The sequence below is a fragment of the Rhodococcus sp. GB-02 genome, from assembly GCF_053470465.1.
Genome location: NZ_JBPUKE010000004.1, coordinates 394055 through 418876 on the forward strand (window position 1 = coordinate 394055; position 24822 = coordinate 418876).

The window sequence follows — 24822 nt, forward strand, 5'->3', positions numbered from 1 at the left end:
TGAACGGGAGGCCAACCGTTCGTGTCCACGCGATTTTGAGCCACATAATGTTCACGATTAGTGAATGATCAAGGGATGGAAACCCGTCGACTCCACCTCCTCCTCGAACTCTCGCGTCTTGGTTCGATGCGCGCCGTCGCCGAAGCTCACAACCTCACGACGTCAACGGTGTCCCAACAGCTCGCGGCCCTGACTACGGAAACCGGCACCGTGTTGATCGAGCCGGAAGGCCGACGCGTTCGCCTCACGCCTGCCGGACAACGACTTGCCGATCATGCCGTCACGATCCTGGCGGCTCTCGACGCCGCTCGGCTGGACCTCGATCCGGACGCAGAACCGGTGGGGACTCTGCGAGTCGGCGGATTCGCGACTGCCATCAGAACGGCGATGCTCCCCGTCGCACAAAGCCTGCAGCGAAGTCATCCGCAGGTGGATGTGGTGATCTGCGAATACGAACCAGTCGAGGCTTTTGCACTCCTCGAGCGCGACGACCTCGACCTCGCACTGACCTACGACTACAACCTCGCCCCCGCGTCGCCAAGCCCTCTACTCGAGGCAATTCCGCTCTGGTCGACGCCGTGGGGACTGTGCGTTCCCGACAACGCGAATACTCCCGAGGAGTCCGGGAGATCCGAGATCGATCTCCGCGCCTTCGCAGACACACCGTGGATAGTGAACTCACGAAACACCGCAGACGAGCGAGCCGTCCGCACTCTCGCGTCGCTGGCCGGGTTCACCCCTCGGATCACGCACCAGATCGACAGTCTCGACTTGGTCGAACTCTTGATCCTCAGTGGTTACGGCGTGGGGCTGATGCCGCTCGAACGCAAGACCCGCGACGGCGTACGCGTCGTGCCGCTGACAGATCCGCCTGTCATCCTCACCGCGTATGCGGTGACGCGTCGCGGCCGATCGTCGTGGCCGCCGCTTCGGCTCGTACTGGATCGACTCACGGCCTACCGATAACTCACATCCGATCAGCGTCGCCGTCGCGGCGCTGCTGCATGGCAATTCGACGCTGCTCTTCCGCACGCTCGCGGCACTGACGCAGGAAGGCTTCGTCCGCCGCGGGATCCTGGGCAACCGCGCGTCCCGGACGCTCGTATTCGCCGTAACCGGTTGGGCCGACGTACCCACGCGGTGCGTTCTGCCCGCGACCGACCACCAGCCACAGCACCGACCCCAACGTGGGAAGGAAGATGATGATCAGAATCCAGACAACCTTGGGTAGGTATTGGATACAGGCGTCGTCTCTCGTGATGGCGTCGACGATGCAAAAGATCCAGAGCAGCATCGTAATGAGGCCGAACAAGGCATAGGGCACGCTGGCGATTCCTCCCGAGTATAAAAAACCCTCGCCATGCTAGCTAAAACAGACCGATTAGTACATTAGATTCTGACGAATGTTGAACTCGAGCCACGTTCGATACGCGTCGACGTCCCAACCGCTGACACGACGCAATTGCTGGTGAAGCTGAGGCGAGACGAAGGCGGCAAGGATTCCGGCGGCCTTCTCGAGCGAAATCTCCGGCCTCAGCAAACCGTGTTCCGACAGGCCCTCCGCTATCGACATCGCGTTGACTGCCGATTGCTCGGCTGATTCCTCGGACAGACGACGCATATCGGAATCGGCACCGGAGGATTCCACTGTGACCATCATGAGCGCGCCGGCGCGTTCGAGCAGCCCGATGCCCTGCGCCACGATCTGGGAGACGATCCGCCGAACGTCGTCAGGGTCCGAGGCCGAACTCGGCGCGCCGAGAGGAACCCACTCAGCATCGAGGGCCTCGGCGAGTGCCGCTTCGAAGATCTCGAGTTTTCCACCGGGGAACGCTGTGAACACGGTCCGATTGGCCACGCCGGCGGCGTCGGCAATCTGTTTGACAGTGGCGCTGACGTACCCGTCTCGCACGAACAGAGCTTGTGCCGCATCACGAATGAGTTCTCGGGTTCGCTGCGCAGAGGCCTCGCGCACGCGGGAGTGATACTGGCGTTTGCCCTCCATTGCGCACACTCTAGCCGCATTCGATGCAACAGCCATGCATGGAAAGAACTGCGCAGATCAAGAGCCTTTTCCGGGGTGGTCGATCCAACCGTCACTACCGGGAAACACGAGCGCCTCGTGCCCGTTGTCATACCTCACCAGATACGGCGGTCCCCCGTCATCGCCGTGAACTTCGAGAACCTCGGCGGTCACCTCGGACTGACCGACCACTCGCCCCTGAACATGAAGGCGGTCACCCACTTCGGCACGCATCACTCCTCCTTGCCGCCCGCCCAGCGCAGGCACAGAACACCACTGTCGTTGTTCCCGCGAAACCGGCAAGGAAACCAACAGCGTCACCGAGATCGTGAGTGAAGACACAATCACCCGACGTGACAATTGGAGGTGAACAGTGATTCACTCTGGGGTGAATTACCGTTCACCCCGCGCCTCGCGAAGGATCGTCTCTTGGCATTGCACTCGTCTCCAACCCCTCGCCGTTCGAGTCGGCTCATCACCGCAGTCCTCTGTCTGTCCGGCACCGTGGTCGCACTGCAACAAACGATGGTCATTCCGTTGTTGCCCGAGTTTCCGAAGATCCTCGGCGTCAGCGCTGACGACGCGTCCTGGCTCGTCACCGTCACCCTGCTGACCAGTGCCGTCGCCACCCCGATCGTCTCCCGTCTGGCAGACATGTTCGGAAAACGACGCATGATGCTGATCTCGATGACGATGACGATGATCGTGGTCGGTTCCCTGGTCGCAGCGATGGGCGGTAACTTCATTTCCCTACTTGTCGGACGCGGTCTTCAAGGCTTTGCCATTTCGATGATCCCGGTCGGAATCAGCATCATGCGCGACGAACTCCCCAAGGAGAAGGTGGCGTCGGCGACCGCGTTGATGAGCGCGACTCTCGGAGTCGGCGCCGCACTCGGACTCCCGCTGTCGGGGTTGATCTTCGAACATCTCGGCTGGCCGGCCATCTTCTGGCTCTCGGCAATCGTGGGCGTTCTGCTGATCATCGCGGTAGCGGTCGTAGTCCCGGAATCAAGTGTTCGTACCCGTGGCAAGTTCGACTTCCTCGGCGCAGTCATGCTCTCGGTTTCGCTTGCGGCACTTCTTCTGGCAATTTCCAAGGGCGCCCGCTGGGGATGGACCAGTGAACCGACGTTGCTGATGTTCGTCATCGGGATCGTCACGCTTGCGCTGTGGTTCCCTTACGAGCTCCGCGTCACCCAACCGATGGTCGACTTGCGAACGTCGGCCAAGCGGCCGGTTCTACTGACCAACGTCGCCTCGATCCTCGTGGGCTTCTCGATGTACGCGAACAACCTCTCGACCACTCAACAGCTGCAGATGCCGAAGATCTCCGGGTACGGCTTCGAGCTGGGAGTGATGGCAGCCGGACTGTGCATGATTCCGGCAGGACTGGCGATGGTCTTCTTCGCTCCCGTGTCAGCGAACATCACCAAACGATACGGCGCCAAAACCACCTTGATCGTCGGCGGCACGGTGCTCGCGCTCGCCTACATCGCGCGCGTGTTCCTGACCGGCTCGATCGCGCTGATCATCATCAGTGCGGCGGTGGTCAGCATCGGAACTGCGATCGCCTACTCCGCGATGCCGATGCTGATCATGCGCTCGGTCCCGATCACCGAAACCGCATCGGCGAACGGCCTCAACTCGCTCCTTCGCTCGGTCGGTACCTCGATCTCCAGCGCCGTGGTCGCCGCCATGCTCACCTCGATGGTCATCCCGTCCGGACCCGGCGAGGGCCTTCCGTCGATCGATGCTTTCAAGAACATCTTCTGGCTCGCCGCCCTCGCCGCCGTGGCTGCTGCCGCGGCCGCCGCATTCATTCCTCGCCGCGGTGCGAAACCGGAAACGGCACTTCGCCCGGTGACGCCGGAGGGATTCGAGCTTCCATACGCGGCAGTGAGCGATACCGAGATCGTGGTTGCCGGTCGTGTCGTCCGAGCGGACAGTCGACCGATCCGGCAGGCAGTTGTCACCGTGATGGACATGGAGGGCCGACCGATCGACTGGAGTCGCGCCGACAACGAGGGCAACTTCTCCCTCGCTCTACCTCAGCCAGGACGGTACCTGATGGTAACGAGTGCCGATGGCTGGTCCCCGAGGTCGCAGGTGATCGCTTTCGACAGCGCACAATCGACGCACACCGTCGAACTCGGTGAGCGCCTCACTATCTCCGGCAAGGTCGGCGTGGACGGGCAAACAACTTCGGGAACTGTCGTCACACTCACGAAACCGACTGGCGAGTTCGTCGCATCCACCGTCACCGACGGAGCCGGCCACTATGGAATCGCGCTCCCGACATCCGGTCGATACATCCTGACCGCATTGACCGCGAGCGGACACGGCACACAGGCGCGGCAGATCGCGGTAATCGCGCAGTCCACCGTCATCGACTTCGACGTTCCCCTGGACGCAGAGCCCTTGACACCAGTGTGAGCACCCACCGTGCGAGCATCAGGCAGTGAGAAAGGCTTGACATGAGTACTGCCGAGGACCGCATCCTCACAGCAGCGAAAACCCTTTTCGCAGAACGCGGATACGCATCGACGAAGATCAAGGATGTCGCTGCAGTGGCCGGCTACTCCCCTGCCCTGGTCATGAAGATATGTGGGAGCAAAGCTCGGTTGTATTCGGCAGCGATCCCATCGACACCTCCGGTGGACGAGGCGCCGCATGACGATTCCTCCGGTGACATCGGCTACAGACTGGTCGAGAAACTCGTCGTCCGCAGGGAAGCCGACGAAACTGACCCGTGGGCGATGCTCGCCATACTCGTGCACGAAGCCCCGGACCCGGACGCCGCCCGGGCCGAGATCAAGGAACGCTACGTACACGGGATCGCCCGGCGCATCGGCGACAACTCGCCCGATCTGGTGCGCAGCCAACTGGTTGTCTCACTACTGCTCGGGCTTGCCACCGGGATGCGGACCCTCGACCTCCTCGGTGAGGACTCGTTGCCGTCGAAGGATCTGGTCCGGCACTACGGGAGTCTCGTGCAAACGATCGTCGACGAAACAGTCCCTGTCTCCGAGCAAGAATCGGACATCAGTGGCACGGTGGAGGGATGACTACCTACCGATACCTCGACGCTGATCGAAATCTTCTCGAAGAGAAGGATTTCGAAACCGAGCAGGACGCACAGGAATACCGACTCTCGGTCCTTGGTGCCGAACACATCGAGCCAGCAGACGAATGATCCCGTCGATTCGCCGATCGGTCAGGGAGACTTCGCGGAAGTAGCGAGTTCAGCGATCAAGGCTTGGACTCGTCGCTCGATTTCGTCGCGGATCGGGCGGACCGCATCGATGCCCTGGCCAGCGGGATCGTCGAGAACCCAGTCTCGGTAGCTCTTGCCGGGAAAAATCGGGCACGTGTCACCGCAGCCCATCGTGATCACGACATCCGAATCCTGGACAACGTCGACGGTGAGAATCTTCGGAGACTGAGCCGAGATGTCGATTCCGAGCTCTGCCATCGCTTCAACTGCAGCGGAATTGACGATCTCGGCGGGTGCAGACCCAGCGGAACGGACCTCGATGGCGTCACCCGCGAGATGACTCAGGAAACCGGCAGCCATCTGAGATCGGCCGGCATTGTGGACGCAGACGAACAACACCGATGATTTGCTCATGAACCCGCTCTTTCCCGACTGGATGAAACGTCTTTGACGGCAAAGCGTTTACGCAGAGCAAGGGAGACATACACCAGACCGATCAGCACCGGCACCTCGATCAACGGGCCGACAACACCAGCCAAGGCTTGCCCCGAGGTGGCGCCGTAAGTAGCGATGGCTACGGCGATCGCGAGTTCGAAGTTGTTACCCGCAGCGGTGAACGCGAGCGTGGTGGTGCGTTCGTAGCCCAATCCGATTGCGGCACCGAGGATGTAGCCACCGCCCCACATCAGTGCGAAGTACACCAGCAGCGGCAACGCGATCCGGACGACATCCCAAGGCTGCGAGGTGATCTGTTCGCCCTGCATCGAGAAGAGCACGACGATGGTGAACAGCAGACCGTAGAGCGCCCAGGGACTGATCGTGGGGATGAACGTGGTGTCGTACCAGTCGCGGCCTTTGACGCGTTCACCGAAGAAACGGGACAAAAAACCTGCCAGCAACGGGATACCGAGGAAGATCAGGACCGATTTCGCGATCTGCCAAGGCGAAGTGTCGATAGTGGTCTGTTCGAGGCCGAGCCACCCGGGCAGGACCGAGAGGTAGAACCAACCGAGCACCGCGAACATGACCACCTGGAACACCGAGTTGATGGCGACCAGCACCGCGGCAGCTTCGCGATCTCCGCAGGCCAGGTCGTTCCAGATGATCACCATCGCGATGCAGCGAGCGAGACCGACGATGATCAAACCGGTTCGGTATTCCGGCAGGTCAGACAGAAACAACCAGGCGAGGGCGAACATCAACGCCGGGCCCAGAACCCAGTTCAGGAACAGCGAGCCCGCGAGGAGTTTCTTGTCCCCGGTGACCGTGTCGAGGCGGTCGTAGCGGACCTTCGCCAACACCGGGTACATCATGATCAACAGACCGAGGGCGATCGGCAGTGAGATGCCGTCGATCTGCACCTTCTCCAGGGCAGTGTTCACACCGGGAATCCAGCGCCCGACCAGCAGGCCGACGACCATGGCCACCCCGATCCAGACCGCCAGATAGCGATCGAGGGTGGAGAGTTTTCCGACCACTGCGCGGTGTTCGGTGGTCGCAGCGGTGTTGCTCATGCGGTGACCTCCGCGCACGCGTCCACTGCGGTCACGATCGAGCCTTCAACCAGGAGCACAGCCGAGAGCTGCTGCAGTGCAGCAGGAATCACCCAGTAGTACACCCAGGTGCCGCGACGTTCACAGTCGAGCAAACCGGCCTGACGCAACACCTTGAGATGATGCGAAATCGTCGGCTGGGACAGGTCGAACGTATCCGAGATGTCGCAGACGCAGGCCTCCCCACCCTCATGGCTGGCCACCAAGCTCAACAGACGGAGGCGAACCGGATCACCGAGGGCCTTGAACATCCGAGACAGGTCACCGGCCCAATCCTCGGTCAACGGCTCACGCACCAGCGGGGAGCAGCAAGCGCCGGTCTCCACCACAACTTGATTCGACATACTTCGATATTGACAGAACTCGAATCAACGCGCAATCGAGCGGCGCGCGGCCATCCGATCCAGGTCTCTCAATCGGAGACGGTCACCGCACGTCGTTCGAGCAGAACGGTGTCACGCCAGACACCGTCGAGCTGGGCAATCTTTTCGCGGAGACCGACAGTTCTGAACCCGGCCGAATGATGAAGTGAGATGGAGGCGCGATTCTCGGGAAATATCGACGTCTGCAGTGTCCAGAGATCGTCGACATCGGCGGCCATGACTTGCTTGCGCAACAACGCTTTTCCGACACCCCGACCACGCATTCCGTCCGCGACGTACACGGAGTTTTCCGCCACCCCGCGGTAGCAGTCACGCTCGGAAACCGGACTCAACGCAGCCCAACCGACAACAACACCCTCGATAGTCGCCACCCACCGGTGCTGCGACAGCCACCGCTCCTGGAGATGCTCACGCGCGGGAACCTCGGTGGCAAAGGTGGCGTTTCGAGTGTCGATGCCCTCGCCGTAAATCCGTAGAACCGCACCCCAGTCGTCGTCGGCCATCGCCCGGACAGTGACATCGTCCGGCAGATCACTCGGGCAGCACGGGCGCGGCGCAAGCACCCCCATCACCACGTCCGCCGCCTGCGGTAGAGCGACGCAGCACGTCGGATTCATCGCGACGACTGTGCTTGTCCCTTCCTTACGCATGGTCACAAAACCCACATCGGCGAGCTTGCGCAGGTGATGTGACACCGTCGGCTGCCCGATCCCCAACGACCCCGCGAGCGCACCGACGGTAATTCCGCTGGACGCGCTCGCCACCCGGTGAAGCAGTCGAACACGCATCGGTTCGGCAAGGCACGCGAACCACTGCGCGTAGGCATCGGCATCGCCCTGCGCGAGCACGGAAGAAACAACCCGATCCTGGCCCGAATCACCGACGCGCACCGTCGGAGTCTGCAGCGATGCCATCCGTCCACTATATCGACAGCTGTCGATGGTTGCTTACATTGATGACTGTCGATACAGTTCGACGGTAGATCGATAAGTGTCGATGAAAGGAACGGACAATGGACCCCCTACCCGTCGTCGTGATCGGGGCCGGCCCGATCGGCCTGGCGGCCGCAGCAGAACTGCGCGAACGTGGACTCACCCCCCTCGTACTCGAGCGGGGAGCCGCCGCCGGTACTGCGATTTCCGAGTGGAATCACGTCCGACTGTTCTCCCGGTGGTCCGAACTCGTCTCCCCCGCCGCGCAGCGACTCCTCGAACAGAATGGATGGAGCTCTCCCGACGCCGAGACGTACCCGACCGGCCGGCAATGGCGCGACCTCTACCTCGGGCCACTCGCCTCAGCACTCGGCGACGCCGTCCAGTTCGACACCGAAGTGATCGGCGTAGCCCGGCGCGGGCGTGACCGTGTCGTCGACGCCGGTCGCGATACCGAACCCCTCTCGATTCATCTGCGCCGCCGTGACGGAACCGAGGACCGCGTCTTCGCCCAGGCGGTTGTCGACGCATCCGGCACCTGGGGTACTCCCAACCCGCTCGGCGGTGAAGGACTACCCGCCCTCGGCGAAAGCGCTGCTGAATCTGCGATCAGGTACCGGGTTCCGGATCTCGACGATCCGGCGGTGCGCGCACAGTTCGCCGGAAAACACACGGTCATCGCAGGGAGCGGCCACTCTGCGCTGACGGCGATCGTTGCCCTGTCGGGGTTGGCGGAGCAGGCTCCGAGCACACGCATCACCTGGGCGGTCCGCCGAGGAAACGTCGGCTCAGCGTTCGGCGGCGGCGAAGCTGACGAACTGCCCGCTCGCGGCGCCCTGGGACTACGCGCGAAGAAGGCCGTCGATGACGGATTGCTGAGAGTGGTCACCGGTTTCCGCACAGCTGAGGTGTCGACAACCCCCTCGGGACAACTTCTACTTGCCTCCGATGCCGGTGAGCGCATCGAGAACGTGGACAACGTCGTCACGCTGACCGGGTTCCGCCCGGATCTGTCCTGGCTTTCGGAAATCCGACTCGGCCTCGACCCGGTGTTGCAGGCACCGGTGGAGCTGGCTCCGCTGATCGACCCGAACATCCACTCGTGCGGCACGGTGTATCCACATGGCGCAAAAGAGCTTCGCCATCCGGAGCCGGGCGTGTACCTGGCAGGAATGAAAAGCTACGGCCGCGCGCCCACCTTCCTGGCGATGACCGGCTACGAGCAGGTTCGCAGCATCGCCGCCGAACTCGCCGGTGACCACGACGCCGCAGCCCGGGTCGAGTTGATCCTTCCGGAGACCGGAGTCTGCGGCGGTGCAGGTATTTTCGACGAAGCTGACACGGACGAAGGTGACACCGGGGAAGCCGAAGGCGGATGCTGCGGCGCACCCGCTCCGGAACTGATCACGCTGTCCGCACCGTCCGGCAACACCTGCGGATAGAAACCGTCCATGACGACCGATCCCGCCCCGCCAGGCTGCCGCATCCGACCGAACAAGGCATGCTGATCGTGTGCATACTTTCGAGGTCTGGGCGCCCACACCGGAATCGGTCCGGGTCGAAGTCAACGGCATCACTCACGACATGGACCGCACGGACGACGGATGGTGGCGAGCCGAGGTCGACTGCGACAACCAGGCTCGCTACGGATTTGTCGTCGACGGCGACATCCTTCCGGATCCGCGGTCACCACGCCAGCCCGAAGGCGTGCACCTTCTCTCCCAACTGCACCAACTGCACGAGGCGTCCTGGACCGACTCTCAGTGGACCGGACGGCAACTCCCAGGATCGTCCGTCTACGAATTGCACATCGGAACATTCACCACCGAAGGAACTTTCGACGCCGCGATCGAACGTCTCGATCACCTGGTGGACCTCGGCGTCGGGTTCGTGGAGATCATGCCGGTCAACGGCTTCAACGGAACTCACAACTGGGGCTACGACGGTGTGCTCTGGTACACGGTCCACGAGATCTACGGTGGTCCGGACGGATTGCAGCGGTTGGTGAATGCGGCCCACGAACGCGGGCTCGGTGTGATCTTGGACGTGGTCTACAACCATCTGGGCCCGTCGGGCAACTATCTCGAACGGTTCGGTCCCTACATCGCGGACGGCGCGAACACGTGGGGCCGAACGATCAACATCGGTGGCCCTCAGTCGGGCGAAGTTCGCGAGTACATCATCGGCAATGCCTTGCGATGGATGCGCGACTTCCACATCGACGGCCTACGTCTCGATGCCGTCCACGCATTGGTCGACCACACCGGAACGCACATCCTCGAGGAACTCGCGGTCCGAACGGAAACACTGTCGGCCCATCTGGGTCGACCGCTCACGTTGATTGCCGAAAGCGACCTCAACGACGCCACTCTCATCGCGCCGCGCGCGGCGGGCGGGTTCGGCTTGGACGCGCAGTGGGACGACGACATCCACCACACCATTCACACGGCCGTGTCGGGCGAACGCCAGGGTTACTACGCCGACTTCGGATCCTTGGAATCCCTGGCAAATACATTGCGCCGCGGTTTCTTCCACGCCGGAACGTATTCTTCTTTTCGAGGGCGGGTCCACGGACGTCCGATCGACATCACGCATCAGCCGGCCAGCTCCCTGCTCGCATACACGTGCACCCACGATCAGATCGGCAACCGCGCGATCGGTGACCGCCCGAGCGCCTATCTGACGCCAGGACAATTGGTGATCAAGGCGGCGCTGGTCCTGCTTTCGCCGTACACGCCGATGCTGTTCATGGGCGAAGAATGGGGAGCGACAACCCCGTTCCAGTTCTTTACCTCGCATCCGGAACCGGAACTCGGGGAGGCCACCGCCAAAGGCCGCAAGGCGGAGTTCGCAGCCCACGGTTGGAACAGCGACGACATTCCGGATCCACAAGACCCCCAGACATTTCTGGGTTCGAAACTGGACTGGAGCGAGCGAACCGACGAGACGCACGCGCGCGTCCTCGCGTGCTATCGCGATCTACTGGCCCTGCGCAAGAAGCGAATCGAGATCACCGACCCTTGGCTTGGGCACCTGCACGTCGACTACGACGAGGATAAACAGTGGATCACCCTACGCCGCGGCGCTTTACAGATCGTGTGCAATCTGGGAACGGACGCGGCCTCGGTCCCGGCCGGTGGAACCCCCATCCTCTGGTGGGATCCGCCGACACAGGACGAGACCGCGTCCGCAACCGTCGTGCCTGGGCACTCGTTCGTCGTACTCGAAAGCTGACTACCTGGATTCTGGAGGGGTCAACGCTTCGCGTTCAACTGTTGCACGCATCAACGCTTCGCGTTCTCTGGTGTACTCCGCAGCATCCGCAAAACCAATGCAGCACTGACGAACAGAACCAGAGCAGTCGAACCGGCAGCAACGTGCATACCGTCGACGAATGCCGACTTCGCGGAATCGGCAAGTACCGAACCGAGTTCACCGGGTAGGTACGTCGCTTCCTGCAGCGCACCGCCGAGGGTGCCCTGCGCAGCGTGCGCCTGATCTGCTTCGAGCATGGACGTGTCGATTCCCTTACGGAAGATCGCCATCACCACACTGCCCAGGATTGCCACACCGAGCGCGATGCCGAGTTCGTACGCAGTCTCCGACACCGCAGACGCAGCACCGGCACGCTCGGGTTCCACCGAACTGACCACAAGATCCGAGGTCAACGTCAATGCAACACCGACACCAGCACCGGCCAGACCGAAGCCGATCACGAACATCAACGGCCCGCTGTCCACCCCGAGGGCGAGCAGCATCGCAGCGCCGATACCGGCAACCGCGAGGCCTGCGCTGAGCACGTGAGACACCGACCACCGGCGAATCAACCAGGCCGCCGCAACCGCGGTGAAGGCGCTGAGCAACATACCCGGGAGCATCAGCAGGCCGGCGTCGAGCGCCGAGTTACCCAGCACCAACTGCAGGTACTGCGAACCGAAGAACAGGACACCTGCCAACGCGAAGATCGAGAGCAGGTTGGTGATGACGGCGGTGGAGAACGACGCGTTGGCAAACAGTTTCAGATCCAACATCGGATCCTTCAGCATCCGCTGACGACGCACGAACACGTAACCGGCCGCGAGACCCACAAGGCCGATCACCAGCAACGTGATGCTGACGCCGTGCACCACGGATTCCTTGACCGCGTACACCAGTGGCAACATGGTCGCCATCGACAGACCAGCGCTGATGAGGTCGAATCGACCCGGATTGGGGTCCTTCGACTCCGGGATCAGAATCGGGCCGAGCACGACCAGCGCGATCATGACCGGGATGTTGATCAAGAAGACCGAGCCCCACCAGAAGTGCTCGAGCAACCAACCACCGACCAACGGGCCGGCCGCGGTACCGCCACCTGCCATCGCGCCCCAGACGCCGATCGCCTCGGTGCGCTGACGCGGGTTGACGAAAATCGTGCGGATCAGACCGAGGGTGGCCGGCATCAGCGTTGCACCGGAAATACCCTGCAGCACGCGGGCGGCAATGAGCATCTCGGGACTGACAGCTAGAGCGGCGATGATCGAGGCGAGACCGAAGCCGACTGCGCCGATCAGGAGCAGTTTTCGCCTTCCGATCCGGTCACCGAGCGTACCCATGGTGATGAGCAGACCGGCGAGCACGAACGAATAGACGTCGATGATCCACAGCAACTGCGTGCTGCTCGGCTCGAGGTCGGCGCTGATGAACGGAAGCGCAAGATCGAGCACCGTGCCGTCGACTGCGATGAGCAACACAGCAAAGGCAAGGACTATCAAGCCCGCCCAGTCACGCTTTGTCGCCCGAACCTCGTCGGGATTGATTGCAGACGTGTGATCTGCCGACACTGACATTGCTCCCCTGCGACTTTCTCTGAGTTCTCTCCGAAAAGAATTCACTGCACCGTCCAGCCGGTACAGTAGGTCTACGGTAACAGTGAACCGTCCAAGCGGTAAAGTTATTTCCGGGTAGGGTCACATCACATGGCTGCCGACACTCGCGATCGAATTCTCGACGCACTGGAGAAGCTGCTGCTGGTCAGCGGCGTCGCCCAAGTCACGCTCGAAGGCGTTGCCGCCGAAGCCGGGGTTTCCAAGGGCGGACTTCTCTATCACTTCCCCAGCAAGGAAGCCCTCCTCGCGGCGATGGTCCGCAGACTCGGGGAACGCTCGGATCAGCAACTCGAAGACGCCGTAGCCGGCGGTACCACGGTCACCGAGTTCTACCTGCAGATCCCCGATGCGAACGAAAGCGAAGAACTCTCACTCTTTCGCTCGATCATTGCCGCGCTCCGAACAGTCGACGGACAACACGACGAAATCCAGAAGGCCGTCACACATGTGATGCGGAGCTGGGACAAGGGCCTTCAGACCGAGATCGCCGATCCTGTGCAGGCCGAGATCATCCGACTCGTCGGCGACGGCCTGTATCTGGCAGCCATGCTCGGACTACCCCAGCCAGATCCCGAACTGCATCGACAGGTGGTCGAGCGACTCAGGCCCTGACCGGGGGCACCCGTTACGTCAGATAGCGGTACGCCGGGCTTCCCGGCTCGAGCCTCTCGGACTGCATCGGCGCGTGCTCCATCCGCTCGAGCAACGACGCCAAACCGTCGGCGGAACCGAGTTCGATACCCACCAACGCGGCACCCGTCTCGCGATTGTTTCGCTTGACGTACTCGAAGAGCGAGATGTCGTCGTCCGGCCCCAGCACGTCCGAGAGGAACCGGCGCAACGCTCCCGGTTCCTGCGGAAAGTCGACCAGGAAGTAGTGCTTGAGCCCGAGGTGAACGAGCGAACGCTCGAGGATTTCGCCGTAACGGGAGACGTCGTTGTTACCACCGGAGATCAGGCACACGACGGTCGAGCCCGGCTCGAACGTCAGATTCTGCAGTGCCGCAACGGAAAGCGCGCCCGCGGGTTCGGCGATGATGCCCTCGCTCTGGTACAGCTCGAGCATCGCCGTGCAGATAGCACCCTCGTCGATCTGATTGACGACAAACGATCCCGAACCGGACCGCGTCTGTAGTTGACGAGCCACGAGCGGCAACGACGCGTGTGACACGACGGCAGCACCGAGACGCGAGACCACCTCGTAGGGAACGTCACCGATGCGCTTGACGGCGGCACCATCGACGAACGGATCGACGTCGGGAAGAGTCACCGGGCCGCCGGCAACGAGAGCAGCCGTCATGGACGCCGCGCCGGACGGCTCGATCCCGACGATAGACGTCTTGGGTGACCGCTCGTGCAGGTAGGTGGCTATGCCCGCGATGCAACCGCCGCCGCCGACCGGCACGACGATCGTGTCGAGAGGTGCGTCCAGTTGCGTGAGAATCTCCGCTGCGATGGTTCCTTGCCCCGCAGCGGTGCGCACGTCGTCGAACGGGGGAACCATGGTTGCGCCGGTTTCGGCTACGTCCTCCGCGGCCGCAGCGGCGGCGGCGTCATAGGTCTCACCGATCATGAACAGTTCGACAAATGCTCCGCCGTGAGCACGGATGCGATCACGCTTCTGCTTGGGCGTGTTGGCCGGCACGTAGATCCGACCCTTGATCTGCATGGTTCGGCAAGCGAAGGCAACGCCCTGCGCATGGTTCCCGGCACTGGCAGTCACCACGCCGGCCGCGCGCTCGGCCTCGTTGAGCTGCGCGATCAGGTTGTACGCGCCGCGAATCTTGTACGAACGAACGCCTTGGAGGTCCTCACGCTTGAGGTACACGTGTGCGCCGGTCAGCGCCGACAGACGGTCGCTGTACTGCAAGGGTGTCGCCGCAATGACGTGCTGAATTCGCTCGATGGCCGCGTCGATCTCCTGCGCGTCGAGCGCGGGGACGGTGGACTTCGTTACTACGACATCGGGCGAGTTAGACACTCCGCCATTTTCGCACGTCGGGGATCAACCTTCCCACCACCCCGCCGCAACCTTCCCCCGCCCCGCCCCGCATCGTCGGCGAGGCAGGGCGGGGGCATGTCAGCCGCGCGGATCCAACTGCGAGGGGCGTGGCACGTTCCGCAGATTCGACTTGGCCATCTGTACCGCCTCGCCGACGCCGCCGTTCATCACCATCTTCGACATCGCCAAGGCGAAGCCCTTCATCTGACCGCCGGTGATGGTGGGCGGCAACGACAATGCCAGCGGATCGGTCACCAGATCCACGAGGGCCGGGCCGTCGTGATCCAGCGCCGCGCGCAGACCGGATTCGATGTCCGCGGGATTCTCGATACGCCGCGAGAAGATTCCGAGCGCAGCGGCGACCGCCGCGTAGTCGACCGCGGGCACGTCGACCCCGAAATCCGGAAGGCCGTCGACCAGCATCTCGAGCTTGACCATTCCGAGCGTCGAGTTGTTGAACACCACGATCTTGACCGGCAACTTGTACATCGCGACGGTGACCAACTCACCGAGCAGCATCGACAATCCACCGTCGCCGGACACCGAAATGACCTGGCGCCCCGGACTCGACCATGCCGCACCCATCGCGTGCGGAAGTGCATTGGACATGGATCCGTGCAACGCCGAGGAGATGAAGCGTCTCGATCCGTTCGGATTGAGATAGCGCGCCGTCCACACGTTGCACATCCCGGTGTCGGCGGTGAAGATTGCGTCGTCTGCAGCCAGATCGTCGAGGATCGAGGCCGCATACTCGGGATGAATGGGTGTGCGCTGCTTGACCGGATCCGTGTACGCACCAACCACTTTGGTCATCAGAGTGTTGTGCTTGGCGAGCGTATCCTCCAGGAACCCGCGGTCAGCCTTTCGATCGAGCTGCGGAATCAGTGCGCTCAAGGTGCTCGCGACGTCACCGTGCACCGCCAGGTCCAGGCTGGTTCGACGCCCCAACCGCTCGGCCGCGATGTCGATCTGAGCGGTACGAACGTCATCGGGCAAGAACTGGTCGTAAGGAAAATCCGTACCGATGAGGAGCAGGAGATCGGCGCCGTGGATACCGTCGTGCGCCGCACCGTAACCGAGCAATCCGGTCATCCCGACGTCGTACGGGTTGTCGTACTGGATCCATTCCTTGCCACGCAGTGAATGCCCGATGGGAGCGCCGACGGTTTCGGCCAGCGCCAATACTTCCGCGCGTGCGTCTCGCACACCGGCGCCGGCGAAGATCGCAACTTTGCGCGAGCCGTTGATCACATCTGCCAACGCCTTCACATCACCGACATCTGGAACGACTGTCGGCCTTCGCGTTTCGACGAGCGTCGGCGGAGTGCCTTCGGCCGGGCAGTCGGCAATGTCGCCGGGAAGCACGATCACCGAGACGCCGTTTCGAGCGACCGAATGCTGAATCGCGGACTGCACCACGCGGGGTGATTGCACTGGCGTGCTGACAAGTTCGGTGTAACTCGAACATTCGATGAAGATCCGCTCGGGATGCGTCTCCTGGAAGTAACCCATACCGATCTGCGCACTGGGGATGTGTGAGGCGATCGCGAGGACCGGGGCGCCCGAACGATGAGCGTCGTACAGCCCGTTGATCAGGTGAAGGTTTCCGGGACCGCAGGATCCTGCGCACACTGCGAGCTTTCCGGTGATCTGGGCATCTGCTGCGGCCGCAAACGCGGCTGCTTCCTCATGCCGGACGTGTATCCAGTCGATTCCACCCTTCTCAGAACCACCGGTGCGACGAACCGCATCGACGATGGGATTGAGACTGTCACCGACAATTCCGTAGATCCGACTGACACCCGCGTCAACGAGCTGCTGAACCAATTGATCTGCAACGGTTTTCGGACTCATCAGACCTCCATGACACACTCACGGGAGTCGGGATCGCCGACCCCCGAGAGTGACGATTTACTTGTGATTTATGCAGTGCTTCTTGTGGACTGCCGTTTCGTGAGGACTGCAGTGCGTTACTTGGGTTCGAGCACGAACACCGGAATCTCACGATCGGTCTTCGTCTGATAATCGGCGTAGTCGGGGTACGCACCGACAGCGCGCTGCCACCAGATCGCCTTCTCGTCTCCGGTGACTTCACGAGCAACCAGGTCGAAGACCTGCGTCGCGTCACGCAGCGTGACATGCGGATCGGCTATGACGTTGTAGTACCAGACCGGATTCTTCGGAGCGCCACCAAGCGAAGCCACTACGGCATACGAACCGTCGTGCTCGACGCGCATCAGCGGCGTCTTCCTGACCTTGCCGGACTTTGCCCCGATGGTCGTGAGAACGACGACGGGCATGCCGTTCATGTCGTTCCCCTCGGTGCCACCGGAGTTCTCGATGCGTGCGACCTGATCGGCGGCCCACGACGCTGGACTGGGTTCGTACTCACCTGTGATTGGCATGTGTACCAGTGAACACCCACTCGACTGCCTTGGCCACCGAACCACGCCGACCAGGTCTGTCGCCGCCGCACTCCCCTGATTGATCGATTAAGTGAGGTGCCGATCAATAAAGTTAGCTTGCCCGAACTCTCATCTCTGGCTACTCTGAAACCACAGCTTCGAGCAGCCGTACCAGCTAGCCAGGCCACATCGTGAAATGACTGCACCGGGAAAGGGACGAGATGACCACCGCAGATATCTCCGCTCGCGAATCACGCCCGTCACCCGACCATTGCGTCGACCTGGCCGGGACTCGGTGGCCGCTGTACAAGATCGAAGCTCTCGTGGTTGGTTTTGTGCTGTTCGTCGTCGCAGGTGCCGTCACGCAGTCGATGCAGGTGGCCGTACTGACTGCCGCAACAGCAACGGTGATCACGTGGTGGACGCGACGTGTGCACTACTCAAGCACCACCTGATTACCGCACTCCCCGATCTCTGGCGGACCACGAAGGGACCTTGCTGCATCAGCAGCAAGGTCCCTTCGTTCGATTCAGGTCCGCTCGGTCGGCGGTCAGACCGTCAGACAGCTCGGTCCGAGCAATGCCTTCAGGTCACCCATCAGCGCCGAGGACGGTTCGACCCGAAGGACGTCGTCGACCTTCCACAAGCTGATTTCGGTTCCTCCGATCAGCCGGACATGGACGTCGGACGTTCCCGGATGCCTGGTCAGCACCTGCTTGAGTGCACTGAGCTTGTCCTTGGTGCATTGTCGTAGCGGCAACGAGACCGACAGCGGACGCGCGACCCCGATCGCCGAAATATCAGGCACCGCAAGGTCGTTGCCGATCAGCGACATCCGATCGTCACGGATCGAGACGCGAGCCTTGACCAACACGATGGCATCCTCGGCGATGTCCATTCCGTAGACGGCGTACGCCTGCGGGAAGAACAGCACCTCGATTCCACCCACTAGATCTTCGAGCTGCACGATGCACCAGGTCAGGCCGTTCTTGTTGACCCGGCGGTCCACCGAGGCAATGATGCCGCCGAGAGTTACCTGGGCACCGTCCTGAACGCCGCCTTCGAGTATCGCAGCGATGGACGTGTCGGACTGCTGGCGAAGAATGTGCTCGACGCCGTTGAGCGGGTGACCGGAAACGTACAGCCCCAGCATCTCTCGTTCGAGCGCCAGGCGATGCTTGGAATCCCACTCTTCGTCAGGAATCTTGACGTCGAACACCGAGGTGATCGACTCGTCCGCCTCGGCACCGCCGAAGAGGTCGAACTGTCCGATCGCCTCCGCCTTCTTGGTGCTCATCACGGAATCGATGGCGTCGGCATGGACCAACATCAGGCCCTTGCGCGGATGACCCAACGAGTCGAAAGCACCGGCCTTGATGAGAGATTCGGTGACCTTCTTGTTGCAGGCCATCGCGTCGATCTTGCCGAGGTAGTCGGAGAAATCGGTGAACTTCGACTTCTCGGTACGCGCCTTGATGATCGACGCCACGACGTTGGCCCCGACGTTGCGCACCGACCCCATACCGAAACGGATGTCGTCGCCGACGGTCGCGAAGTCGACTCGCGATTCGTTGACGTCCGGCGGAAGCACGGTGATGCCCAACTTGCGGCAGTCGGCGAGGTAGATCGCGGACTTGTCCTTGTCGTCACCGACGGAGGTCAGCAGACCCGCCATGTACTCGGCCGGGTAGTTCGCCTTGAGGTACGCAGTCCAGTACGACACGAGCCCGTATCCGGCGGAGTGCGACTTGTTGAACGCGTAGCCGGCAAAGGGAAGGACCGTGTCCCACAGCGCCTTGATGGCCGCCTCACTGAAGTTGTTGTCCAGCATTCCCTGACGGAACCCGGCGTACGCCTTTTCCAGCTCGGACAGCTTCTTCTTACCCATGGCGCGACGCAGCAAGTCGGCCTGACCCAGGGTGTAACCGGCCACCTTCTGTGCCAGTTGCATGATCTGCTCCTGGTAGATGATCAGGCCGTACGTCTCCGAGAGAATCTCCGCGAGCGGCTCCTCCAACTCGGGGTGAATCGGCTTGACGTCTTCCAAAGCGTTCTTGCGCTTGGCGTACGAGATGTGGGCGTCCACACCCATCGGTCCCGGTCGATACAGCGCCAATGCGGCCACGATGTCGCCGAATCCGGTGGGCTGCATCAGTTTCAGCAACTCGCGCATACCGCCGCCGTCGAGCTGGAACACACCGAGAGTGTCACCGCGGGCGAGCAGTTCGTAGGTTGCCGCATCGTCCATCGGCAACGTGTCGAGATCGAGATCGATGCCGCGGTTGGCTTTGATGTTCTCGAGGGTGTCGCCGATGACCGTGAGGTTTCGCAGGCCGAGGAAGTCCATCTTGAGCAGACCGATGGCTTCACACGAGGGGTAGTCCCAACCGGTGATGATGGCGCCGTCCTGGGCGCGCTTCCACACCGGGATAGCGTCGGTGAGCGGTTCGGACGACATGATGACCGCGCAGGCGTGCACACCGGCGTTACGGATCAGCCCTTCCAGACCCACCGCGGTCTTGTAGATCTTCGCGACGTCCGGGCTGGAGTCGATGAGCGCCCGTACCTCGACGGCCTCCTTGTACCGCTCGTGCTTCGGATCGGTGATACCGGAAACCGAGATGTCCTTGGCCATGATGGGCGGCGGGAGTGCCTTGGTGATCTGATCGGCGATGGCAAAACCCGGCTTGCCGAACTGGACGCGAGCCGAGTCCTTGATGGCTGCCTTGGTCTTGATGGTGCCGAAGGTGATGACCTGGGCGACCTTGTCGTTGCCCCACTTGTCCGTCGCGTAGCGAACCATCTCGCCGCGACGGCGATCATCGAAGTCGATATCGATATCGGGCATGGACACGCGCTCGGGATTGAGGAATCGCTCGAACAGCAACCCGTACGGGATGGGGTCGATGTTGGTGATGCCCATCGCGTAGGCGACCAACGAACCGGCAGCCGATCCACGGCCGGGCCCGACACGGATCCCGACGTCCTTGGCGTGGTTGATCAGGTCGCCGACCACGAGGAAGTAGGCCGGGAAGCCCATTTCGTTGATGACGCCGATCTCGTAGTCGGCGCGAGCGAGGTACTCCTGCGGAGGTCCGCTCGGGAAGCGGCGGTCCAGCCCGCGCATCACCTCGGCGCGCAGGAAGGTCTGCTGCGTGTGGCCCTCCGGGACCGGGAAGATCGGCATGCGGTCGTGGAACGCCCAGACGTCCTCGTACGACTGCACTCGCTCGCCGATGGCAACGGTGTTGTCGCACGCACCCGGCACCTCGGTGTCCCAGATGGCGCGCATCTCGGCAGCGGACTTGAGGTAGTAGCCGTCGCCGTCGAATTTGAAGCGCGTGGGATCCGAGAGCGTCTTGCCGGTCTGGATGCAGAGCAGCGCCTCGTGATTCTCGGCGGCGTCCTTTGTGACGTAGTGGCAGTCGTTGGTCGCGAGCGGCGGAATGCCGAGCTGCTGACCGATATTGAGCAGACCCTCGCGGACACGGCGCTCGATTGAGAGACCGTGGTCCATCAGTTCGAGGAAGAAGTTGTCCGGTCCCCAGATCTCCTGCCACTTCGCGGCAGCTTCGAGAGCCTCGCGATCGTGACCGAGACGAAGACGCGTCTGGATCTCACCCGACGGGCAACCGGTGGTGGCGATGATGCCCTCGGCGTGCGATGCGATGAGCTCCTCGTCCATCCGGGGCCACTTGCCGAGCTGGCCTTCGATGGACGCGAGCGAGGACAGCTTGAAGAGGTTCCGGAGTCCGGTCGCGTTCTCGGCCACCATCGTCATGTGGGTGTACGCGCCGCTACCGGAGACGTCGTCGGACTTCTGGCTGCGATCTCCCCACAGCACGCGCTTGGTGTTGAAGCGGGATTCCGGCGCGATGTAGGCCTCGATGCCGATGATCGGCTTGATGCCGGCACTCTTGGCTTCGTTGTAGAACTGGCTGGCGCCGTACATGTTTCCGTGGTCGGTCATGCCGACGGCGGTCATTTCGAGACGAGCGGCCTCCTCGAACATGGCGCCGACCTTGGCCGCACCGTCGAGCATCGAGTACTCGGTGTGATTGTGAAGATGTACGAACGAGTCAGCCACGTGCGCCTCTCTGAAGGTCTGGGAGCGAGATCGAGTGTATGCCGCGCTGCCGACACGGTCGGCGACCGCCATCGTGGAGTCGCAGCGTGCCGCCCCGGATCACGTGACCGGAACCTCAGGTTCGACGCTCGACCTCATCGAACGCCGAGAACGCCGGCTTGCGACGAAGGTGTCTGTCGTGAAGATCACGAGTGCGGCCCAGATCAGAACGAAGCCGATCCACCGTGACGCCGGCATGTCCTCGTGCATGACGGCCACGCCCCACGCCATCTGCAGCGCCGGGGTGAGGTACTGCAGCATGCCCATCGTCGCCAACGGAACTCGCTGAGCGGCGACGCCGAAAAGGAGCAGTGGCAGCGCGGTGACCGGGCCGGCCGCGAGCAGCAACAGGCTGTGTCCGGCGCCGCTGCTGATGAAGGCGCCGGCCCCGGTCAGGCCGAGAAACACGAGGTAACCGACCGCGAAGGGCGCGGCTACAACTCCCTCGGCGGTCAAACTGGTTCGAGGATCGAGCGGAACGACCTTCTTGACCAACCCGTAGGTCGCAAACGAACCGGCGAGCACCAATGCGACGATCGGCGGTTTGCCGAAGTCGACCGTGATCACGACAACTGCCGTCGCAGCGAGGACCAGGGCGGCGATCTGAGCGCGGCGCAATCTTTCGCGGAAGATCACCACGCCGAGCAGAACGGTTACCAGCGGGTTGATGAAGTACCCGAGGGCCGCCTCCACGACGCGGCCGGACACCACGGCATAGATGTACGTTCCCCAATTCACCGCGATTGCCGCTGAGGCCGCAGTCACCAGGAGCCAGGTGCGAGCGCTGATTCCGCGAAGTGATCCGAGGCGGCCGGCGCAGGCCAACACGATCAGCATCAGCAGAAGGGTCCACACCACCCGGTGCGCCAGGATCTCGACCGGATCTGCGAAGTCGAGAAGCCCGAAGAAAGCCGGGAACGTTCCCCACAACAGGAAAGCCGCTACTCCGTAGAAGATCCCCGAGGACGAACCGGATCTACTGCGTTTGTCCTCGCTCACGGGACCGGGCCGTCGTCGGGGCCGGGAGCAACGACGTCCACGTACTCCGGCAGCAAGGGGCGAACAGCCGCGAACCACGGCGAGGCGTCGGACGGCAATGCCTCCACTGCACGGACATTCGACTCACGTCCGATCGCTTCGAGTCCTTCGGGAGCAGCCCGCACCAGCACACCCACCGCGCAGGCGCATCCGGCGGACAATTGCTTCGCCGATGCGAGCGCCACCTGCTGCTGGCGATCGGTGTCGCCGCCGAGCGCGACCAATCGCGTGGCTGCAACGCCGGGCGATCTGCGCACTGCCTCGTCGTTGTCGGGAACGGGCACGGACATGAGCGGCGTCTGGACGCGCTCGATCGGTACTCGAAACATGACCCTTGCCACCCGAACATCGGACAAGCGAACACTCGAAACCTGAGAGCTGCTGGTGGTCGTGATGACCTCGTCGACGGTGAGTGCCTTCGCGAACGAGACCAAGGCCCACACCGGTCCGTCGACCGACGCAACAGAATCTCGCGCTCGATCGAGGTAGTCCGGCACAGCTTCCCCGCTGTCCGGACCGAGAGTGTCCGTCCTGATCGGCGGGGTCGGCACGGGATTCGCAAACCCCACACCGACCACCGCCACCGCTGCGACGACGGCCAACGCGGGAACAAGCCCGCGCGGTGTCATGAGGACCGGAGAACTTCGAGTGCGTGTTCGAGATCCTTCGGGTACTTGCTCTTGATCTCGACCCAGCGACCGTCCGCCGGATGTGCGAATCCGAGAGACACGGCGTGCAGCCACTGGCGCTCGAGGCCGAGCCTTTCGGCAAGTCGAGGATCCGCGCCGTACGTCAGGTCGCCGCAGCACGGATGACGCAAAGCCGAAAAGTGCACGCGGATCTGGTGTGTACGACCGGTCTCGAGGTGCACGTCCAGCAGACTCGCTGCCTGGAACGCCTCGATGGTGTCGTAGTGCGTGACGCTGGGCTTGCCGTCGGCCGTGACCGTGAAGCGCCAGTCGTTACCGTGGTGGCGTCCGATCGGGGCATCGATGGTTCCGCTGCTCGGGTCGGGGTGTCCCTGTACGAGAGCGTGGTAGCGCTTGTCGATGGTCCGCTGCTTGAATGCCCGCTTGAGCAGCGTGTACGCGCGCTCGGACGTGGCAACCACCATGACCCCCGACGTACCGACGTCCAGACGGTGGACGATTCCCTGACGCTCGTGGGCGCCGGACGTCGAGATGCGGAAACCGGCCGCGGCGAGTCCACCGATGACGGTCGGTCCTGTCCAACCGACGCTGGCGTGCGCGGCAACTCCGACGGGCTTGTCGACTGCCACGACGTCGTCGTCGGCGTAGAGGATCTCCATCCCCTCGACCGGCGTCGCCTCGATGGTCAACGGCCGCGGTGGTTCGGGCAAGACGACCTCGAGCCACGACCCTGCGGTCAGACGATCGGACTTGCCGACAGCCACACCGTCGACGAGTACCGAGCCTTCCTCCGCGAGTGTCGCGACCACGGTGCGCGAGAGTCCTAGGAGGCGCGCCAGGCCCGCGTCGACGCGCATGGCGTCGAGGCCGTCGGGCACTGGCATCGAACGGGATTCCCTCACTTGGTTTCCCCCTCGGCTGCTGCCTTCGCATCGGTGAGCTTCTTGTCGTCCGTCTTGTGATCGCGCAGGCGTTCACCGTTGGGTTCGAAGCCGAACAGTGTCAGGACGACGAGCAGGATCGCGCCACAGACGATCGCGGAATCCGCGATGTTGAACACCGGCCACCAGCCGACGGAGACGAAGTCCACCACATGTCCGCGCATGATTCCGGGAGAGCGGAAGAATCGGTCGACGAGGTTACCCAGCGCGCCGCCGAGAACCAGACCCAGACCGAGCGCCCACCACGGTGATCGGAGCGTGCGACCGATCTTGATCACACCGATGACCACACCGATTGCGACGAGGGTGAGGATCCACGTCATCGACGTCGCCATCGAGAACGCTGCCCCCGGATTGCGCACCATCGTGAATGTGACCACGTCACCGATGATTTCGATCGGCTGCCCCGGCTTGACTGCGGCGACAGCCCACACCTTCGTGAGAACGTCCGAGAGCAGGATGACCGCCGCGATGGCAATGAGCATGGTCAGCTTCCGGGGCTTCGCAACCGACGACTCAGCCGGGTCGCCGCCCTCAGGTTCCGCAACTTCCGGTTTCGTGTCTTTCTGCTGCACGGTTTCGGGCTCGGCGGCCTTCGAGATTTCGGTAATCGGCTGATCCTCCGCGTTGACATCTCGGTCTGGGTGGTCTGTACTCACGCAACCATCATCCCTCATGTTCACCGCA

Annotated in this window: 24 protein-coding genes; 8 read left to right on the plus strand and 16 right to left on the minus strand. The window is 62.7% G+C overall.

Annotated elements, in window-relative coordinates:
- Positions 1–75 precede the first annotated feature (75 nt).
- Positions 76–966 carry a LysR family transcriptional regulator gene (locus tag ACSW29_RS26600; protein ID WP_448278701.1) on the plus strand — a complete coding sequence of 297 codons (891 nt, stop codon included), beginning with the start codon at positions 76–78 and terminating at the stop codon, positions 964–966.
- A 1-nt stretch (position 967) separates the two neighbouring features.
- Here the strand turns inward: ACSW29_RS26600 and ACSW29_RS26605 are convergent, their stop codons facing one another.
- From ACSW29_RS26605 to ACSW29_RS26615, 3 genes are read right to left on the minus strand one after another with little or no spacing between them, the layout of a single operon-like run.
- Positions 968–1324, minus strand: a complete 357-nt coding sequence (locus ACSW29_RS26605) for a PLDc N-terminal domain-containing protein (protein WP_448278702.1) — start codon at positions 1322–1324, stop codon at positions 968–970.
- Positions 1325–1381: 57 nt separating this feature from the next.
- Positions 1382–2005, minus strand: coding sequence for a TetR/AcrR family transcriptional regulator (locus tag ACSW29_RS26610; RefSeq protein ID WP_448278703.1), 624 nt, complete (start codon positions 2003–2005; stop codon positions 1382–1384).
- 57 nt (positions 2006–2062) lie between these two features.
- Entirely contained in the window at positions 2063–2257 is a 195-nt protein-coding gene (locus tag ACSW29_RS26615; protein ID WP_230813481.1) for a DUF1918 domain-containing protein, read from the minus strand.
- Between the two features lie 195 nt (positions 2258–2452).
- On the opposite strand from ACSW29_RS26615, the gene ACSW29_RS26620 reads away from it, so the two are divergent.
- From ACSW29_RS26620 to ACSW29_RS26630, 3 genes are read left to right on the plus strand one after another with little or no spacing between them, the layout of a single operon-like run.
- Complete coding sequence (locus ACSW29_RS26620) at positions 2453–4456, plus strand: MFS transporter (protein ID WP_448278704.1); 2004 nt, start codon at positions 2453–2455, stop codon at positions 4454–4456.
- Between the two features lie 41 nt (positions 4457–4497).
- Positions 4498–5088, plus strand: a complete 591-nt coding sequence (locus ACSW29_RS26625; protein WP_448278705.1) for a TetR/AcrR family transcriptional regulator — start codon at positions 4498–4500, stop codon at positions 5086–5088.
- Positions 5085–5216 carry a hypothetical protein gene (locus tag ACSW29_RS26630; RefSeq protein ID WP_256922339.1) on the plus strand — a complete coding sequence of 44 codons (132 nt, stop codon included), beginning with the start codon at positions 5085–5087 and terminating at the stop codon, positions 5214–5216. The genes ACSW29_RS26625 and ACSW29_RS26630 overlap by 4 nt, the downstream gene beginning before the upstream one ends.
- Before the next feature lie 21 nt (positions 5217–5237).
- Here the strand turns inward: ACSW29_RS26630 and ACSW29_RS26635 are convergent, their stop codons facing one another.
- The 4 genes from ACSW29_RS26635 to ACSW29_RS26650 all read right to left on the minus strand — a co-directional run bounded on the left by ACSW29_RS26635 (position 5238) and on the right by ACSW29_RS26650 (position 8087).
- Entirely contained in the window at positions 5238–5651 is a 414-nt protein-coding gene (locus ACSW29_RS26635; protein ID WP_448278706.1) for an arsenate reductase ArsC, read from the minus strand.
- Entirely contained in the window at positions 5648–6751 is a 1104-nt protein-coding gene (gene arsB / locus ACSW29_RS26640; protein ID WP_448278707.1) for an ACR3 family arsenite efflux transporter, read from the minus strand. The genes ACSW29_RS26635 and arsB overlap by 4 nt, the downstream gene beginning before the upstream one ends.
- Entirely contained in the window at positions 6748–7134 is a 387-nt protein-coding gene (locus tag ACSW29_RS26645) for an ArsR/SmtB family transcription factor (RefSeq protein WP_230813486.1), read from the minus strand. Before ACSW29_RS26645 ends, arsB begins: the two co-directional genes overlap by 4 nt.
- Positions 7135–7202: 68 nt before the next feature.
- A complete protein-coding gene (locus ACSW29_RS26650; RefSeq protein ID WP_448278708.1) occupies positions 7203–8087 on the minus strand; it encodes a helix-turn-helix domain-containing GNAT family N-acetyltransferase in 885 nt (294 codons plus the stop codon).
- 98 nt (positions 8088–8185) lie between these two features.
- Here ACSW29_RS26650 and ACSW29_RS26655 point away from each other — a divergent pair, with 98 nt between their 5' ends.
- Complete coding sequence (locus ACSW29_RS26655; RefSeq protein WP_448278709.1) at positions 8186–9547, plus strand: NAD(P)-binding domain-containing protein; 1362 nt, start codon at positions 8186–8188, stop codon at positions 9545–9547.
- 70 nt (positions 9548–9617) lie between these two features.
- Positions 9618–11339 carry a malto-oligosyltrehalose trehalohydrolase gene (gene treZ / locus ACSW29_RS26660; protein ID WP_317826374.1) on the plus strand — a complete coding sequence of 574 codons (1722 nt, stop codon included), beginning with the start codon at positions 9618–9620 and terminating at the stop codon, positions 11337–11339.
- Between the two features lie 50 nt (positions 11340–11389).
- Here treZ and ACSW29_RS26665 read toward each other — a convergent pair whose 3' ends face one another.
- Complete coding sequence (locus ACSW29_RS26665) at positions 11390–12934, minus strand: MFS transporter (protein ID WP_230813491.1); 1545 nt, start codon at positions 12932–12934, stop codon at positions 11390–11392.
- A 129-nt stretch (positions 12935–13063) separates the two neighbouring features.
- Between ACSW29_RS26665 and ACSW29_RS26670 the strand changes: the two genes are divergently transcribed.
- The gene (locus ACSW29_RS26670) at positions 13064–13585 is read left to right on the plus strand and encodes a TetR/AcrR family transcriptional regulator (protein ID WP_007733148.1); all 522 of its coding nucleotides are present in this window, start codon (positions 13064–13066) and stop codon (positions 13583–13585) included.
- A gap of 13 nt (positions 13586–13598) precedes the next feature.
- Here the strand turns inward: ACSW29_RS26670 and ilvA are convergent, their stop codons facing one another.
- The 3 genes from ilvA to ACSW29_RS26685 all read right to left on the minus strand — a co-directional run bounded on the left by ilvA (position 13599) and on the right by ACSW29_RS26685 (position 17380).
- The gene (ilvA, locus tag ACSW29_RS26675) at positions 13599–14954 is read right to left on the minus strand and encodes a threonine ammonia-lyase IlvA (protein ID WP_230813492.1); all 1356 of its coding nucleotides are present in this window, start codon (positions 14952–14954) and stop codon (positions 13599–13601) included.
- Positions 14955–15053: 99 nt separating this feature from the next.
- On the minus strand, positions 15054–16829 hold the full coding sequence (locus ACSW29_RS26680) for a pyruvate dehydrogenase (protein WP_448278710.1): 1776 nt from the start codon (positions 16827–16829) through the stop codon (positions 15054–15056).
- A gap of 116 nt (positions 16830–16945) precedes the next feature.
- The gene (locus ACSW29_RS26685) at positions 16946–17380 is read right to left on the minus strand and encodes a nitroreductase family deazaflavin-dependent oxidoreductase (protein ID WP_448278711.1); all 435 of its coding nucleotides are present in this window, start codon (positions 17378–17380) and stop codon (positions 16946–16948) included.
- A 221-nt stretch (positions 17381–17601) separates the two neighbouring features.
- Here ACSW29_RS26685 and ACSW29_RS26690 point away from each other — a divergent pair, with 221 nt between their 5' ends.
- Positions 17602–17835: a hypothetical protein gene (locus ACSW29_RS26690; RefSeq protein WP_448278712.1), complete on the plus strand. Its 234-nt coding sequence runs from the start codon at positions 17602–17604 to the stop codon at positions 17833–17835.
- A 95-nt stretch (positions 17836–17930) separates the two neighbouring features.
- On the opposite strand, the gene dnaE is transcribed toward ACSW29_RS26690, so the two are convergent.
- The 5 genes from dnaE to lspA form a co-directional block, all read right to left on the minus strand.
- Positions 17931–21467 carry a DNA polymerase III subunit alpha gene (gene dnaE / locus ACSW29_RS26695; protein WP_448278713.1) on the minus strand — a complete coding sequence of 1179 codons (3537 nt, stop codon included), beginning with the start codon at positions 21465–21467 and terminating at the stop codon, positions 17931–17933.
- 99 nt (positions 21468–21566) lie between these two features.
- Positions 21567–22505 (minus strand): EamA family transporter RarD, encoded by a 939-nt coding sequence (rarD, locus tag ACSW29_RS26700; protein ID WP_317826368.1) that lies wholly within the window; start codon positions 22503–22505, stop codon positions 21567–21569.
- The gene (locus tag ACSW29_RS26705; protein WP_448278714.1) at positions 22502–23173 is read right to left on the minus strand and encodes a hypothetical protein; all 672 of its coding nucleotides are present in this window, start codon (positions 23171–23173) and stop codon (positions 22502–22504) included. Before ACSW29_RS26705 ends, rarD begins: the two co-directional genes overlap by 4 nt.
- On the minus strand, positions 23170–24096 hold the full coding sequence (locus tag ACSW29_RS26710; RefSeq protein ID WP_007733161.1) for an RluA family pseudouridine synthase: 927 nt from the start codon (positions 24094–24096) through the stop codon (positions 23170–23172). The genes ACSW29_RS26705 and ACSW29_RS26710 overlap by 4 nt, the downstream gene beginning before the upstream one ends.
- The gene (gene lspA, locus ACSW29_RS26715) at positions 24093–24737 is read right to left on the minus strand and encodes a signal peptidase II (protein WP_448278946.1); all 645 of its coding nucleotides are present in this window, start codon (positions 24735–24737) and stop codon (positions 24093–24095) included. Before lspA ends, ACSW29_RS26710 begins: the two co-directional genes overlap by 4 nt.
- Between the last annotated feature and the right edge of the window lie 85 nt (positions 24738–24822).